General features: G+C 59.1%; 21 protein-coding genes and 1 other RNA gene. 2 read left to right on the plus strand and 20 right to left on the minus strand.

Translation table 11 applies throughout. The features are described from left to right. Positions 1–4: 4 nt before the first annotated feature. The 13 genes from tolR to ruvC all read right to left on the minus strand — a co-directional run bounded on the left by tolR (position 5) and on the right by ruvC (position 7,768). Entirely contained in the window at positions 5–469 is a 465-nt protein-coding gene (tolR, locus tag EYC79_RS20420; protein WP_062439827.1) for a protein TolR, read from the minus strand. 34 nt (positions 470–503) lie between these two features. Further along, positions 504–1,223, minus strand: a complete 720-nt coding sequence (gene tolQ / locus EYC79_RS20425; protein WP_062427952.1) for a protein TolQ — start codon at positions 1,221–1,223, stop codon at positions 504–506. Positions 1,224–1,488: 265 nt separating this feature from the next. Further along, complete coding sequence (gene ybgC, locus EYC79_RS20430; RefSeq protein WP_130979334.1) at positions 1,489–1,929, minus strand: tol-pal system-associated acyl-CoA thioesterase; 441 nt, start codon at positions 1,927–1,929, stop codon at positions 1,489–1,491. After that, positions 1,922–2,446: an NUDIX hydrolase gene (locus tag EYC79_RS20435; RefSeq protein ID WP_245495324.1), complete on the minus strand. Its 525-nt coding sequence runs from the start codon at positions 2,444–2,446 to the stop codon at positions 1,922–1,924. Before EYC79_RS20435 ends, ybgC begins: the two co-directional genes overlap by 8 nt. After that, positions 2,443–2,955, minus strand: a complete 513-nt coding sequence (locus tag EYC79_RS20440) for an NUDIX hydrolase (RefSeq protein ID WP_130979336.1) — start codon at positions 2,953–2,955, stop codon at positions 2,443–2,445. Before EYC79_RS20440 ends, EYC79_RS20435 begins: the two co-directional genes overlap by 4 nt. Before the next feature lie 15 nt (positions 2,956–2,970). Continuing rightward, complete coding sequence (locus EYC79_RS20445; RefSeq protein WP_130979337.1) at positions 2,971–3,537, minus strand: DinB family protein; 567 nt, start codon at positions 3,535–3,537, stop codon at positions 2,971–2,973. Positions 3,538–3,622: 85 nt separating this feature from the next. Continuing rightward, entirely contained in the window at positions 3,623–3,841 is a 219-nt protein-coding gene (locus EYC79_RS20450) for a hypervirulence associated TUDOR domain-containing protein (RefSeq protein ID WP_062427947.1), read from the minus strand. Positions 3,842–3,895: 54 nt separating this feature from the next. After that, complete coding sequence (locus EYC79_RS20455; protein ID WP_165457087.1) at positions 3,896–4,789, minus strand: metallophosphoesterase; 894 nt, start codon at positions 4,787–4,789, stop codon at positions 3,896–3,898. Positions 4,790–4,791: 2 nt separating this feature from the next. Continuing rightward, a complete protein-coding gene (ruvB, locus tag EYC79_RS20460) occupies positions 4,792–5,832 on the minus strand; it encodes a Holliday junction branch migration DNA helicase RuvB (RefSeq protein WP_062598848.1) in 1,041 nt (346 codons plus the stop codon). Continuing rightward, positions 5,829–6,233, minus strand: a complete 405-nt coding sequence (locus tag EYC79_RS20465) for a PIN domain-containing protein (protein WP_130979339.1) — start codon at positions 6,231–6,233, stop codon at positions 5,829–5,831. Before EYC79_RS20465 ends, ruvB begins: the two co-directional genes overlap by 4 nt. After that, the gene (locus EYC79_RS20470) at positions 6,230–6,511 is read right to left on the minus strand and encodes an AbrB/MazE/SpoVT family DNA-binding domain-containing protein (protein ID WP_062439812.1); all 282 of its coding nucleotides are present in this window, start codon (positions 6,509–6,511) and stop codon (positions 6,230–6,232) included. Before EYC79_RS20470 ends, EYC79_RS20465 begins: the two co-directional genes overlap by 4 nt. A 75-nt stretch (positions 6,512–6,586) precedes the next feature. Further along, the gene (ruvA, locus tag EYC79_RS20475; protein ID WP_113227196.1) at positions 6,587–7,204 is read right to left on the minus strand and encodes a Holliday junction branch migration protein RuvA; all 618 of its coding nucleotides are present in this window, start codon (positions 7,202–7,204) and stop codon (positions 6,587–6,589) included. A gap of 51 nt (positions 7,205–7,255) precedes the next feature. Next, positions 7,256–7,768 (minus strand): crossover junction endodeoxyribonuclease RuvC, encoded by a 513-nt coding sequence (ruvC, locus tag EYC79_RS20480; protein WP_112358521.1) that lies wholly within the window; start codon positions 7,766–7,768, stop codon positions 7,256–7,258. A gap of 217 nt (positions 7,769–7,985) precedes the next feature. Between ruvC and EYC79_RS20485 the strand changes: the two genes are divergently transcribed. Continuing rightward, positions 7,986–8,987, plus strand: coding sequence for an LLM class flavin-dependent oxidoreductase (locus tag EYC79_RS20485; protein ID WP_130979340.1), 1,002 nt, complete (start codon positions 7,986–7,988; stop codon positions 8,985–8,987). Between the two features lie 206 nt (positions 8,988–9,193). Here the strand turns inward: EYC79_RS20485 and EYC79_RS20490 are convergent, their stop codons facing one another. Beyond that, the gene (locus tag EYC79_RS20490) at positions 9,194–9,940 is read right to left on the minus strand and encodes a YebC/PmpR family DNA-binding transcriptional regulator (protein ID WP_062427939.1); all 747 of its coding nucleotides are present in this window, start codon (positions 9,938–9,940) and stop codon (positions 9,194–9,196) included. Between the two features lie 205 nt (positions 9,941–10,145). Here EYC79_RS20490 and EYC79_RS20495 point away from each other — a divergent pair, with 205 nt between their 5' ends. Beyond that, a complete protein-coding gene (locus tag EYC79_RS20495) occupies positions 10,146–10,649 on the plus strand; it encodes a pyridoxamine 5'-phosphate oxidase family protein (protein ID WP_062439797.1) in 504 nt (167 codons plus the stop codon). Positions 10,650–10,738: 89 nt separating this feature from the next. Here the strand turns inward: EYC79_RS20495 and EYC79_RS20500 are convergent, their stop codons facing one another. The 6 genes from EYC79_RS20500 to EYC79_RS20525 form a co-directional block, all read right to left on the minus strand. After that, on the minus strand, positions 10,739–11,578 hold the full coding sequence (locus tag EYC79_RS20500; protein ID WP_205654442.1) for an MBL fold metallo-hydrolase: 840 nt from the start codon (positions 11,576–11,578) through the stop codon (positions 10,739–10,741). A 143-nt stretch (positions 11,579–11,721) separates the two neighbouring features. After that, positions 11,722–12,546 (minus strand): TIGR00282 family metallophosphoesterase, encoded by an 825-nt coding sequence (locus EYC79_RS20505; RefSeq protein WP_062598851.1) that lies wholly within the window; start codon positions 12,544–12,546, stop codon positions 11,722–11,724. Continuing rightward, complete coding sequence (locus tag EYC79_RS20510) at positions 12,543–13,139, minus strand: 5-formyltetrahydrofolate cyclo-ligase (protein ID WP_130979342.1); 597 nt, start codon at positions 13,137–13,139, stop codon at positions 12,543–12,545. The genes EYC79_RS20505 and EYC79_RS20510 overlap by 4 nt, the downstream gene beginning before the upstream one ends. Further along, positions 13,139–14,401, minus strand: a complete 1,263-nt coding sequence (locus tag EYC79_RS20515; protein WP_062427934.1) for a hemolysin family protein — start codon at positions 14,399–14,401, stop codon at positions 13,139–13,141. Before EYC79_RS20515 ends, EYC79_RS20510 begins: the two co-directional genes overlap by 1 nt. 276 nt (positions 14,402–14,677) lie before the next feature. Next, positions 14,678–14,835, minus strand: a non-coding RNA gene (ssrS, locus tag EYC79_RS20520) — 6S RNA. A gap of 79 nt (positions 14,836–14,914) precedes the next feature. Continuing rightward, a complete protein-coding gene (locus EYC79_RS20525) occupies positions 14,915–15,292 on the minus strand; it encodes a cell division protein ZapA (RefSeq protein WP_062427933.1) in 378 nt (125 codons plus the stop codon). Positions 15,293–15,295 lie beyond the last annotated feature (3 nt).

Below are 15,295 nucleotides of genomic sequence, written 5' to 3' on the forward strand. Positions count from 1 at the left end.
GAGGTCAATTGTCCTGTTTCTGTTGCGTTACGAGGCCGATATTCTTGAAGCCCGCACCCTGAATACGCGCCATGACATCCGCGACAACGCCGTAAGCGGCGACGGAATCGGCGCGCACAAAGACGCGTTCATTGTATCCGGTGGTGGCGATCGCCTTCAGCTTGTCCGCCACTTCCGCCGCTTCGATCGGCGTTTCCTGCAGATGGATCTGGCCATTGGCATTGACCGAAATGGTGATCGGCTGCGTTTCCGAGTTCAGAGCGGAGGCAGAGGTCTGCGGCAGATCGACCGGCACGCCGACCGTCATCATCGGTGCTGCCACCATGAAGATGATGAGCAGCACCAGCATGACGTCCACGAGGGGCGTCACGTTGATTTCGCTGATCGCACCGCCGCCGCCACGACGACCGCGTCCACGGCCGCGACGACCGCCCGAACCACCACCGCTACCGCCTGCTGACATACCCATCGCGTTTTACTCCACTGGCTTTCGGCGTTGCGTTTTACTGCGCGGCCTGACGCGTCTGCAGCTTCTCGTCGATCTGGCGAGACAGGATCGCGGAGAACTCGTCGGCAAAACCTTCCATGCGCGAGGAAAGCTTGTGCGCGTCAGCCATGAACTTGTTGTAGGCCATGACCGCCGGAATAGCGGCCACGAGGCCGATTGCGGTTGCCAGAAGCGCTTCGGCAATACCGGGCGCCACGACCGCAAGGTTGGTGGACTTCGAACCGGCAATCGCCTGGAACGAGGTCATGATACCGACAACCGTACCGAAAAGACCGATGAACGGACCGGCAGAACCGATGGTCGCCAGCGAACCGAGACGCGCTTCGAACTGCTCGGCTTCGCGTGACATTGTCACATCCATGGCCCGGTCGATACGCATCTGCAGACCGATCGGAGACCGTGCGCCGCGCTCGAAGGACTTCTTCCATTCGCGCATGGCGGCCACGAAGATCGCCGCAAGGCCGCCATTCTGGCGTTCGGCCAGGGTGCGGTAGAGCTCTTCAAGCGACTGGCCGGACCAGAACACCTGTTCGAACTGATCGAACTGGCGCCGCGCCTTGGTGAAGCTCATATATTTGTCGATGACGATGGCCCACGTCCAAACCGAGGCGGCTAAGAGGCCGATCATCACCAGCTTGACGATGAGTCCTGCCTGCATGAACAGTGCCCAAAGACTCACATCATGCGTTGCCGCTGCCAAACCTGCCTGTTCCATAAATATTCCAATCCCCGAATCCAAACGCCCGGTGCATGACCGGGCGATTCAAACACGCATTGATGCGTTAAGCGTCGCGGTTGAAAATCCGCCAGCCCGTCGCCTTTGCCCCGATAAGTGCCAGTACGCCTTATTCGCCGGTAAATTTGGTAAAAGGAAGGCGCATAGCCCACAAATACCGGGCGTTTCAGTAAGACTACATTATGGTTAAGGGAGTGTTACGAAACATGGGGCCGCAGGCGGGTTTTCTGTCCCGCCCTCCGGTTTACTTCAAAAACTTCTCCGCGACCGTCTCCGGCAGACGTCTTGGTCTTCCTTTGGCGTTGATGACGGCAATGATCACTTTCGCTGCAACCAGCAGCGTCTCGCCACGACGGATCTCCTGGTTCAGCACCATCTTTGCCCCGCCCGCCTTTTCGGTGATGGTGGTGATGGTCAGCACATCGTCCATCCGCGCCGGTGTCTTGAAGTCGATCTCCATGCGGTGAACGACAAAGACCAGCCCCTCCTCATCCGCCGTCAGGAGTGCACTCTGCTCGCAGCCAAGGCAGCGCAGATAGTCGGTGCGGCCGCGCTCGAGGAAATGAAGGTAGCGCGCGTGATAGACGAGGCCGGAAAAATCCGTGTCCTCGTAATAGACCCGCTGCACCAGCCTGTGGCCAAGCTCGATCAACTCTCCGGAAAGGGAAACGGTGATGTCAGTCATTGTCTGTCCTGGGTTGATTGCCTTCGCGCACGATCACATGCCGATGCCGCTCCGGCAGTGCCTCTATACTATCGGCAATGAAGATCGGACGCAGATCGTTTTCCCGCAGGGCTTTCGCAGTTGCGGGCAACCAGCGGAACTCCACCTCGCCGCCATCGGCGACGCGGTGAACGATATCATTCTCATGAAACGGAAACGCCTCTTCCAGCCGGATTTGATAATAGAAGGCCATCTCATGCGCCTGATAGTCGCCGTAAGTGAAGAAGCTTTCTGCCGACCAGACGAGACGCTCGATGCGCGCCTTCACATGCAGCTCTTCCTCGATCTCGCGCAGGATCGTTTCGTCGGTGCTTTCCCCGATTTCGGCCCGGCCCCCCGGCAGCGCCCAGTAACGATCGGCCACGCTCCGGTTCACCAGAAGATGGCCTTCATGGAAAATCAGGGCTGCCACACGAAAGCTGAAGAGCTGCGGCTTGTGGTCCAGCCGGATCATGTGGCGCGGTTGAGGGTCGCTCATTTGTCGTCCAGATTGCCGTCATCCCAGACCACGTGGCGTGTGGAGGCGGGCAAGTTTTCGATCTCTGCGGCGATGAAATAGGGCGGGATGTCGAGTGCCGTCAATGCTTCTGTCGTCGCCCTGGCCCAGCGAAACTCAAGCGCATTCTTGCCGTCCTGAACCCGGTGGACGATCTTTTCCTCATCGAAGGGGAAGCTCTCGGGCAGGTCCATCAGGTAATAGAAGCCAAGCTCGTGCCAGTCCTTGCCCTCGTAGTGGAAGAAGTTCTCCACCACCCACAGCAGCCGCCCAACGGAGACCTCGGCACCCAGTTCTTCCACCATTTCGCGCGCCAGCGTCTCTTGCGATCGCTCGCCCATTTCGGCGCGCCCGCCGGGAAAGGTCCAGAATTTCTCATGGGTTGCGCGGTGCACCAGCACATGGCCGTTGCGAAAGGCGATGCCTGCGACGCGCATCTGGAAAATGCGCTTCGGCTTGAATTTCATGCGAATGCGGGTGTCTTCAACCATCAGGTATCCAAAGGATTAAACAGGAAACATCAAATCAGTTTCCGTCCATCCTAATGCCTGTAATTCCGTTTTGCGAACAGGCGCATCGTCACCGACGATAAATTCATCCAGCTGTGGCGGCTTGAGGCGCGTGCCGGAGAGCATCGCATGAAGCTGACCGCGGTGGTGCGTCTGGTGCTGAAAGAGGTGCGAAAGAATATCGTCACAGCGATCCTGCTGTACCCGCCCACCCCGATGAACCTGGACCGTAGCGGCAAGCCCGTCCGCGTCGAGGCCGTCGACGAAAGCGATCAGATCCATATCGAGTGCCGCTTGCGCCTCTGCCAAGGACGCCATGTCGCTATAGGGCTCAGGCTCGCCGAAAACGCTATGCCCCAACGATCCGCCCTTCATCGCATCGAGATAGAAGAGATCCACCAGGTATATGTGGTTCAGCGTTTTGCGGATCGTCGGAAAAAAGCTGGTGCGCGGTGCCACCAACTCATCAGCGGTTAATTGAAGACAGGCGTGGTGCAGGCGCAGATTGGCAAGCCTGTTGTTGCGCGCCAGCTTTTTGAATATCCGCGTTGAATCATAGGTCATCTCGCCACCCCTTTTGCATATCGGCCGAAGGCCCGAGGCGATCGCGCCTTGAGCCTTTTTTCATCAGTGGCGGCGAGGTGTCGGCTCAACTCGCCTTGTCGAGCTCCGAATGGCTCTTCAGAACTTTGCCGCCATCTTCCTGCTCGATCAGATAGGCAGGTTCATCCTTGCTGGCCTTGCGCTTGATCGTCGAGCCGTCGATCTTGCGTTCGACATCCTCGGTAAAGCTTTCGGCCACCTTGCCCTCGCCCTTGCCATTGCCCCACTTCCAGCTGACCTTGGTGCCTTTGCGATATGTCGTCATGCGGCTTCTCCCATTGAAAGAACGGGAAAAGGCGGTGGCGGTCATCTGGTTCCGTCAGCCGACCAGATCGATCACGACGATTTCCGGCGGCGACATGAAGCGGATCGGGGCGCCGGAACAACCAAGCCCGCCCGACACGACAAGGTGGCGATTGTTCTCCACCTTGTGCCCATAGGCATATCGCTCGCCGAAGAGCGATGGCACGACAGGTCGCCAGCCGAAGAGATTGACCTGCCCGCCATGCGTGTGACCTGACAGGGTGAGTGACACTCGCTCCGGGATCGTCGGGAAAATGTCCGGCTCATGGGCCATCATGATGATCGGCGCGTCATCGGTAATCTGCGCCATCGTTCCGGGAAGATCGTCGAGCCCGACAGCCTCGCCACTTTCGCGAAAGGCCCACTGATCCTCAAGTCCAGCGATCCAGAAGGGATGCTCTTCGCTCCCCGTTCGGATCGCGGTGTTGGAATGAACGGTGATACCGACGGCGCGAAGCGCCCTGTGCGACACGGTTTCCTTCAGCCGCAGCCTCTGGGCTTCGGCATCCTGCGCCCAGTCATGATTGCCGCACACGGCGTGAACGCCATAGGGTGCGGTCAAGCCGGAAAGCGCCTTTGCCCATTCCGCTGGCGGGACGATATCGGTGATGAAGCGTTGCATGCCGGTGACGTAGTCGCCAAGCAGCAGAATGATATCTCCGCCAAGCGTATTGGCATAGTTGGCGATGCCCGAAATCCGTTCCGTTGACATCCACGGTTCGCAGGCATGCACATCGGCAAGGATGACGAGGCGCAGGCTCTGCCCGGCCGGCCAGTTGGGTGGGGTGATGCGATAGCGCGTCGTGGCAAGCCGCAGCATAGGTTCGACACCACCTGCATAGGCCCCAAGAGAAAAGAAGCCTGCGCTGGCAGTCGCGGCCATTTTAAGAAGCGCTCGACGCGTGATCAAATTTACTCGTCCTCGAGAGATAGGCGAAACTGCGCCGCTTCCAGATCCTTAGGCGGCTGCATACCGAGATGCTTCCACGCTGTCGCGGTCAAAATACGGCCACGTGGCGTTCTCTGGATAAATCCCTGCTGGATCATATAGGGCTCGATGATATCTTCGATCGCATCGCGAGGCTCTGAGAGACCGGCGGCGATGGTTTCAATGCCAACTGGCCCGCCGCCGAAATTCACTGCGATCATCGTCAGATAGCGCATATCCAGCTGATCGAGACCCATATTGTCGACCAGAAGCCGCGTCAGCGCCTGATCGGCAATCTCGCGGGTCACAGCCTCGGCGCGGGCCACTTCGGCAAAGTCGCGCACGCGGCGCAACAAGCGCCCGGCAATACGCGGCGTCCCACGCGCGCGGCGCGCAACTTCGCGCGCGCCCTCATCCGTCATCGGCAGACCCATCAACCGCGCACCACGGCGCACGATCAGTTCCAGCTCATCCACCGTGTAGAAAGAAAGCCGCACCGGAATGCCGAAACGGTCGCGAAGCGGCGTGGTCAAGAGACCAAGGCGCGTGGTGGCGGCAACAAGGGTAAATTTCGACAGATCGATCTTCACCGAGCGTGCCGCAGGCCCCTCGCCAATGATCAGATCGAGTTGGAAATCCTCCATCGCCGGATAGAGGATTTCCTCCACCGCCGGGCTCAGCCGGTGGATTTCATCGATGAACAGAACGTCGCGCTCTTCAAGGTTCGTCAAAAGTGCTGCAAGATCGCCCGCCTTGGCGATGACCGGGCCGGAGGTGGACTTGAAATTGACCCCAAGCTCCTTCGCCATGATCTGCGCCAGCGTCGTCTTGCCGAGGCCTGGCGGGCCAACGAAGAGCACGTGGTCCAGCGCCTCGCCGCGGTTCTTCGCTGCCTCGATGAAAATCTTCAGATTGGCGCGCGCCTCCGCCTGGCCGGTAAAATCATCCAGCGTCTGCGGGCGCAGCGTCGTGTCGATATCCTCGCCGCGCTTCTCAGAAGAAATCAGCCGTGCAGCCTCACTCATGTCAAAAGTTCCATTCCGGGTATTTTTCGCGCTGCCTTGATGTCGAAGGTATAAATCGTTTTGCAGCCTTCGCCGAGCGACTGACACGCGATAAGCGCGTCCGTGAAGTCGGCATTATGGCGCTCAACCAGACGGACGGCTGTGACGACCTTATCGTGTCCTTCAACGACCAAACCCCTTGTGTGCAGCAACTTGCGAATGGCCAAGCTGATCTGTCGTCGATCGAAACCGTATTGTGACTTCAAAGCCCAACTGAGCTCGATCAGAGTGAGAAGCGTTACGAAGACAGTGTAGTCGCGGCCAATCCCTGCTCCGAAACGCAGCGCTGCTTCCCGTTGGCCTGGCTCATCATCAACGAAAAGACGAAGAACGACGTTCGTATCCACGCCATAGACCATCATGCAGCGGCATCCGCCTGATCATCATCGGTATCGACGACGTTATGGCCTGCAGCCTTGCTGACGGTCTCGTCTATTTCTTCCAAGGTGGCACGGCCCTTGGGAGGCTTACCTAAAAGGCCAGCGAGATCATTGAAATCAACATTCTTTGGCGTCAGCACCACTTCGCCATCGATGATGGAGTAGACGACCTGATCACCGGGCCTGAGGTCGAGCGCTTCACGCATGTCTTTCGGCAACGTCACCTGCCCCTTCGACGAAACGACAACTTCCCATCCCATTATAAGCACCCGTAAGAAAAAACTTCATATGGCGGAAATCTTATCATTCATCCGCCAGAAACACAAATGTCCGATTTATCGCGAAAGCTCCTTCAAGCCCAATCGGATCAGCTTGGCGCTATCGCCACCCTCACCACCATTCTTCAAGGCGGCAGCCACCGCATTGGCGGCCTGGTCGCGGGAGTAGCCGAGATTGGTCAGAGCCGAGACGGCATCGGCCACAGGTGCGGGTGCCGCGCCTTCGCCGATTTCCTGCTTGAGACCGATGGTACCTGCCGCCTCTCCGGCAAAGGCCGGCGCCTTGTTGCGCAATTCGGTGACGATGCGGATCGCAACCTTCGGGCCAACGCCGGGTGCGCGGGAGACAACAGCCTTGTCCTGCAGTGCGATGGCGTTTGCGAGTTCGGACGGCGAGAGGGTAGAGAGAACCGCAAGCGCCACCTTGGAGCCCACACCCTGCACGCTCTGCAACAGATTGAACCACTCGCGCTCAAGAGCGCTCATGAAGCCGAAAAGCTTCAACTGGTCCTCGCGCACATAGGTCTCGATGAACAGCACCACCGCCTCGCCCGCGGAACCAAGCCTGGACAGAGTGCGCGCCGAACAATGCGCCACGTAGCAGACGCCATGAACGTCAACGAGAACGTAGTCGTCGCCGATTTCCTCTATGGTGCCTTTGAGTTTGCCGATCATCGTCGCATCCGTGATGTTTGAGAGAGAGGTGAAAAGCCGAAGAACGCCCGCTTAGCCCGCAGCAAGAAGCCGGCGCATCCGGTCGCCCCCGCGGTTGTGCGCATGGCAGATGGCAATCGCCAGGGCATCGGCGGCGTCGTTGCCCTTGAACTCGGCCTTCGGCATCAGGATTTTCAGCATCATGTGGATCTGCTGCTTTTCACCATGCCCCACACCGATCACCGCCTTCTTCACGGCATTCGGCGCATATTCGGACACATGCAGGCCCGCACGGGCGGGAACGAGCATGGCAATGCCACGCGCCTGGCCAAGCTTCAGGGTCGCCACCGCATCCTTGTTGACGAAGGTCTGCTCCACCGCCGCTTCATCCGGCTGATAGGAATGAACGACATCCGCCAGCCCGTCATGCAGCTGACAAAGGCGCGAGGCGAGGTCCATGTCGCCATCGGACGTTACCGTGCCGGACGCCACGAAACGCAGGCTGTTGCCGATCGTCTCGATGACGCCCCAGCCGGTACGCCTTAAGCCCGGATCAATGCCGATAATTCGAATCGCGTTTTGCATGTCTCACCCTATCGTCTGGTCAGGAAACCTGCCAGCCATAAGTGAACAAAACAAAAACATTCAATGAGAAAATGCGCCGCGCCAGCGGATCTCCATCCACGCTTAAGCCGTCAGTTTTTTTGAACCATGGATCAATTCGCTACGACGAGGATGGCAAACACGACGCCACACATTAAATAAGGTCCTAAATAAAGGCCGGAACCGGAAGGAGCATGCCATGATTCCCTTTTCCATTCTCGATCTGTCCCCGATTGGCGATGGGGAGAACGCAAGCCAGGCGCTCGATAACTCCCGCCGCATGGCAATCAAGGCGGAAGAACACGGCTATGAGCGTTTCTGGCTGGCCGAGCATCACGGCATGCCGGGGATCGCAAGTGCCGCCACATCGATCGTGATTGCCCATGTGGGTGCCGCAACCTCGCGCATCCGCGTCGGCTCGGGCGGCGTCATGCTGCCCAACCACTCTCCACTGGTGATCGCTGAACAGTTCGGCACGCTGGCAGCACTGTTGCCCGGCCGTGTCGATCTTGGCCTTGGTCGTGCACCCGGAACGGATATGCGCACGGCGCGTGCACTTCGCCGCAATCTCGATGCCGGAGCCGAAAACTTTCCGCATGATATTGTCGAGCTTCAACGCTATCTCGGCGCGCCCGAACCGGATCAGGCGATCCTTGCCGTGCCGGGCGTGAACTCAAACGTGCCGATCTGGCTGCTGGGCTCCAGCATCTACAGCGCCCATCTGGCCGCAGCCCTTGGCCTGCCCTATTCCTTCGCCTCGCATTTCGCGCCCGATATGCTGATGGATGCCATCGCCATCTACCGCGAACGCTTCCAGCCGTCACCAACGCTCTCGGAGCCCTATGTCATGGTGGGCATCATGGGCGTCGGTGCGGATACGGATGAGGAAGCCCGGCATCTCTTCACCTCGGCCCAGCAGCAATTCGTCAATCTGCGCAAGAACGTCCGCACGCCCTTCCCGCGGCCGGTCGAGAGCATGGATGGCTACTGGAACGACATGGAGCGGATCACGGTCGAACACACGCTGCGTTACGCCGCCGTAGGCTCGCACGCGACCATCGACCGCAAACTGCAGCAGTTCCTGGGCGAAACCGGCGCAGATGAATTGATCGTCTCCATGCCGATCCACGACATCAACAAGCGGCTGCGGTCTGTCGAGGTTTTCGCCGAGGTACGAAATGGCGTAAAGAAGGCCGCGTAAAAGCCAGGATGCAATCCTGTCCCTGCATTTGATAGAAGCCGACCGCTTGTCGCTGCTTCATCATCAGGTCGATGGAGCGGGCTTGTGCCCCTCTCCAGCGTCATCCTCGCCCTTGAGGCGAGGATCCACACTTTCGACGCGTCACACGTGGGTTAGATCCTCGCCTCATGGGCGAGGATGACGTCGCGGAATGGTCGAAGCCGATATCAGGCTGACAGCTTCGCCATTACTTCTTCGGACACTTCAAAGTTCGAATAGACGTTCTGCACGTCGTCATCGTCTTCAAGGTTGTCGATCAGCTTCATCAGCGACTGCGCCTTTTCCTCATCCACCGGAACGGTGTTCTGCGGACGCCAGACGGCCTTGACGCTGTCGGCTTCGCCGAGCGTGGCTTCAAGCGCCTTGGAGACTTCGTTGATGTCTTCAAAGCCGCAGATGATCGTGTGGCCGTCTTCGCTGCTTTCCACGTCTTCGGCACCGGCTTCGATCGCCGCTTCCATCACCTTGTCCGCATCGCCAACCGACGCCTTGTAGGTGATTTCGCCAACGCGGTCGAAGGAGAAGGAAACCGAACCGGTTTCACCCAGCGCGCCGCCGGCCTTGGTAAAGATCGAGCGGATGTTGGATGCCGTGCGGTTGCGGTTGTCGGTCAGCGCTTCGACGATGACCGCCGTGCCGCCTGGGCCGTAGCCCTCGTAGCGGACGGAATCGTAGTTTTCCGCATCCGCGCCGGATGCCTTCTTGATGGCGCGGTCGATATTGTCCTTCGGCATGGACTGCGCCTTGGCGTTCTGCACGGCCAGGCGAAGAGCAGCATTCATGGTCGGGTCCGGAAGACCGGACTTGGCTGCAACGGTAATTTCACGCGCAAGCTTGGAGAACATCTTCGAACGGATCGAATCCTGTTTCCCCTTGCGATGCATGATGTTCTTGAACTGTGAATGGCCAGCCATGGCACCCCTGATCGGATCGTTTGTTTGGATTGTGGGCTTTATAAGTGCGATGGCGCGGCTGTTCAAGCCCGTAACCCCCTTCTTCTCGCATCCACATGACAGCGCTGCAAGGAACAGAAATCCTCTCCCGCCGTTGTGATCACAGGCGGCGCGATCATGACCGGATCGCTGCCGGAAGGAACAGGAACCGCAAGGAGATCACTGAATGGTAAGTCTGACTGAAGCACGCGAACAACCCGCCCGTCAGCTTTGGGACGAGATCAATTCCGTCCATGCAGGCATGCTGGGTCTGGAAGGTCTCCACAACCACATGCAGCCCATGGCACCGCATGCCGATCCGAAGACCAACACCATCTGGTTCTTCTCCAAGAAGGATACCGACCTTGTTCAGTCGCTGAAGTCCGGTTCGCGTGCCCACTTCTGTGTCATCGGCAAGGATCATGATTATCACGCCTGCCTGTCCGGCAAGCTGGAAGTGCGCGACGACAAGACCAAGCTCGACGAATACTGGAACTCCGTCACCGCCGCCTGGTATGAGCACGGCAAGAGCGACCCGCAGCTCGTCATGCTGGCTCTTCACGTGGACGATGCCGATATCTGGGCGTCCACCGACAGCACGCTGAAATTCGGCTGGGAAATCGCCAAGGCCAATATGTCCGATGAAAAGATGCCGGATGTCGGTGTTCGCCAGCACCTGACCTTCGCGTAATCCTGATCTAAACTTGTCTGGAAAAACGCCGTGCATCCTAGGGACGCGCGGCGTTTTTGCTTTAACGTATGACGTTTGCGCCAATGCGGCTACATGCCCTGCGGCACGAGGATCTGCGGCTGCTTGGGAAGATTGCGCATCGAGACGCGGATCACCGGATCGCTGGCATAGGCAATCTTGAACTGTGGGCCGAAGGCGACGAGGAACCGCTCCAGCGCGCTCGGCTGGTGCATGGGCAGGATAAGCGCTGAGCGCAGCCGCTTGACGATCCGGCTCATGCTGTCGGCACCCATCGTCAACCCACCATCGACTGGCACCATCAGCACATCCAGCCTGCCGATCTCAGCATATTGGGTTTCCGTCAGCTCGTAATGCAGGTGCCCGAGATGGCCGATACAAAGGCCCGCCACCTCGAAAATGAAGATCGAATTGCCGTCCTTCGTCAGAAGACCGCCGCCACCCCAGCGGTTGCGAATATCCGAGGTGACGTTGCGGATATAGACGTCGCCCACCTCCAGCTTGTGCACGGCCTTGTCACCCGGCACATCGCTCCAGCCATGCAGCACATATTTGATCTCAGGCTCCGGCGAGAGGGTATAATGCGTGGTGTGCGCATTGTTCATCGTCGCCACGGTCGGCATGACCGGCGGGCGATAGACGCCATTATAGTCGGTGGCGATCACCACACCCTCTGGCGACTCGATGGTGTAGGTCGAATGCCCGATATACTGGATTTTCACCTCCTCGCGGTCGCTCAACTGGGCCTTCTTGACATCGGTCGGCTTGAAGCTCGCAAACGTGACGCGGGGAAGAGCCTGCGCAATCGCCTGGCACTGGCTGACGGGCGGTCGATCGGGAGGCTCCTGCGCCGCGACAGACACGGCGCTGAACAGCATGGCGATCAATGCAGGCATGAACATGCGAGGCATGGCACCACTCCCCGGAAAAGGCGAATGGACGAAAAGATGCGGCAAGGATGGGGGTTCGTCTAGGTGTAAGCGTTGGGGCGCGCTCACATTGTTGTCATTGGACGGGTTGGGCGTAGCTTACCCCCGAACCGGCCGCAAACCCATCAAGCCCAAAACGCAGGCACAGTCTCCGCCAGTCTCGGTCCGATCCGCAAAGGCGCGATCTTCTCCGCCAACCCGGTGCTATCGGAAATCTCGACCCCAACGCCACACAATGTCGCAGGACCACTGGCCGCCTCGAAGCGACCCTTCGGCATTTTCGAAATGAACCGGTTGATCGGCTCTTCCTTTTCCATGCCAAGCGAGGAATCGTAATCGCCGCACATGCCGGCATCCGACATATAGGCGGTTCCGCCGTTCAGGATCTGGGCGTCAGCGGTCGGCACATGCGTATGCGTGCCGACGACGAAGCTGGCGCGACCGTCGACGAAATGGCCGAAGCATTGCTTCTCGCTGGTCGCTTCCGCGTGAAAATCGAAGATGATCGCATCCGCCTGCTCTTTAAGCGGGCAGGCCGCCAGAATGCTCTCCGCCGAACTGAAGGGATCATCCAGCTCAGGATGCATGAAGACGCGGCCCATGATGTTGGCAACCAGCACACGCGCGCCATTGCGGGCATAGAACAGGCCGGAACCCTTGCCGGGCGTGCCCTTCGGGTAGTTGGCGGGCCGCAGGAACTGGTCGTGGCGCTCGCAGAATGACACCGCTTCCTTCTGGTCCCAGACATGGTTGCCGGTGGTGACGACATCCGCGCCTGCATTGATCGTTTCCAGATAGATGTCTTCTGTAATCCCGAAGCCGCCAGCGGCGTTCTCGCCATTGACGATGACGAAATCCAGTTTCAGGTCGGAGATCAGCCCCGGCAATTTTTCCCAGACGGCCGTGCGTCCGGTCTTGCCCACCATATCTCCGAGAAAAAGTAGTCTCATGCCCCTGCCCTGCCAGAAAAATGCCGCAAGCCGCTTTCGGTCAAAATCGCGTCCAGCGCAACGTCATGCGCTTCAGCCGGCACTGATGGCACTTCCTGGCAATCGAATGCAATGCCTATCAACAGTGGTTCCAGTCCTTTTGCATGCAGTCGGGCAATGGCGCGGTCATAATGCCCGGCACCATAGCCGATGCGCTGACCGTGGCCATCGAAGGCGGAAAGCGGCACGAGCAGGATATGCGGATCGAGGACGGCGGCACTTTCATCCGGCCCGCTCGTGCCGAAGCCCGTTTTCACCAGTTCGGCGTTGCGGGCGAAGGTGCGAAAGACGATGGTCTCGCGGTCGAGCATCACCGGCAGGCAAAGCGTGGCGCCCTTGTCGCGCAGGGCTTCCATCAGCGGCCGGGTATCGGCTTCGGAGCGGATCGGCATGAAACCGGAAACGATCGTCCCGGGGCTAAAGGACAGAGCCTGCGCACCCAACTGCGCCATCTCAAGACTTTTTGTTTGGCGCTCCTCAACGGAAAGAGCGTCCCGCAGGGCGAGACGCTCGAGACGCAATTGCGCTTTTGTCAGAGAACCGGCTTCGTTCATCACGCAGCCCGGCTGACCAGGACCTTGTCGATGCGGTGGCCGTCGAGATCGATAACCTCGAAACGCCAGCCGTTGCGGGTTATGTGCTCGCCCAGTTCCGGCAGGCGGCGGAACTCGTCCAGCACCAGACCGGCGACGGTTTCGAACTCGGCATCCTCATCGATCTGGAAGCCCATGCGATCGGCAAACTCATCGGCCGCCATCCAGCCGGCAACCAGGAAGCTGCCATCCTCGCGCTCCACCATCGCAGGCTCTTCGCCGTCGTCCTCCTGGAAGGCACCGGTAATGGCCTCCAGAATGTCGCCGGAGCTGATTATGCCTTCGAAATGGCCGTATTCGTCATAGACGAGAACCATATGCACCGTGGAACGGCGCAGAGATTGGATGACGTCAACGGCGCTGGTGAGGTCGGAAACAACCGGCACTTCACGCAGCAACTCGCGAATGTTGAGTTCCTTGCCGGACGCCAGCGCATCGAAGGCATCCTTGGCGAAGAGAACGCCGAGAATTTCATCCGAGGCACCGTTGCGCACCGGAAGGCGCGAACGCTGGGTGGCACGAAGCTGCTCGCGGATCTCCTCAGCCGTATCCTCGATATCGACGACTTCCACATCGCGACGCGGCGTCATCAGGCCGCGGGCATTGCGGTCGGCCAGGCGCATGACGCTGGTGATCATCGCCGATTCCTCGGTTTCGATCACGCCGGCACTGTGCGCTTCGGCCAGAACGGTGCGGATTTCATCATCGGTGACGGAAGCGTTGGATTCACCGCTATGACCGAGAAGGGCAAGCACGATCCTGCCCGACTTGTCGAGAAGCCAGACGACGGGCGCGCCGATCTTCGACAGGAACACCATGGCAGGCGCGACGCGGGCCGCGACCTTCTCAGCGTCGCGTAGCGCGATCTGCTTCGGCACAAGCTCGCCGACGATCAGCGATAGATAGGTAATGGCAACAACCACGACGCCGACGCCAAGCGCATCGGCGGCACGGTCCGGCACGCCCTGTTCAGCGAGCCAAAGCGTGAAGCGGGCACCAAGTGTGGCGCCTGAAAAGGCACCGGAGAGAACGCCGACCAGCGTAATGCCGATCTGCACGGTGGACAAAAACCGTCCGGGATTTTCAGAAAGATTGAGCGCCATCGTGGCGCCCTTGCTGCCTTGAGCGGCCAGCACTTTAAGTCTCGCCGGTCTGGAAGAGACGACAGCAAGCTCGGACATGGCGAGCACCCCGTTCAATACGGTGAGCAGGACCACGATCATAATTTCAGTAAACAAGTTTAGCTCTTTGGGCTGTTGAACGGCACGTCGCGGTTGCAACCGCATTCGCCTTGAGGACAGGCTGAACGGACATACCAATCCGAATAATAAAGATTTGTTCCACCAATGCAATGACAACATAGCGCCATTGCAAAGCTTTCATCGTAAAGCGGATAAAATAATCGTGGCATCCCGTTCAAGCAAAAGGACGCGATTTGAAACCGATGGTTTGTTGCCACGCCAGAAATGAGCACGGCAGCATAAGGCAAAAATGATAAAGTGCGTCCGCGACGACCGATGGATGTTTACGATCCTGGGTGCCTACAAACGTAGGTGGGCACCGTGTGTCCAGCCCCACGAGGCTGGCCAGGGACAGCTCCCTTTGGATCGAGTATGGCCCCAGGGATTGTGGTTCCTGTCGAGAAGCGCAGAACGCACGCTCTATATATGATGGATCGGTCCGTTTCGAAAGAGGCTATCGAAGACAATCTTGATGGCAGCCTTACGCTCGCAAGCTCAATTGACCGAAGGCTTCGGTCTCTCCACCAGTTTCTCGGTAATGCCGTTCAGCCGCATGGCGAGATCGGAGATGGCGAGCACGATCTGCTCGTCGGCCTTCGCCTTGCTTTCGGCCATGCCGTCGCGGTTCTGCTGCAAGGACGCCACCTGGTTTTCCAGCGCTTCGATCTTGCGCGACAGCTCGGACATCTCGTCGGTAATCATGATGCCGGCCATGACGGTCAGCCTCAGATCGCCGATTTCGCCGAACTGGCTCTTCAGATGGCCGACATAGCGGTCGAAACGCGCTGCGAGATCGGTCAGGTGGTCTTCCTGCCCGGCTTCGCAGGCCATGCGATAGGCCTTGCCGTCGATCATCACGGTGACTTGAGCCATGCG

Origin of the sequence: Agrobacterium cavarae (assembly GCF_004310285.1) — a bacterium.
GTDB classification, from domain to species: domain Bacteria; phylum Pseudomonadota; class Alphaproteobacteria; order Rhizobiales; family Rhizobiaceae; genus Agrobacterium; species Agrobacterium cavarae.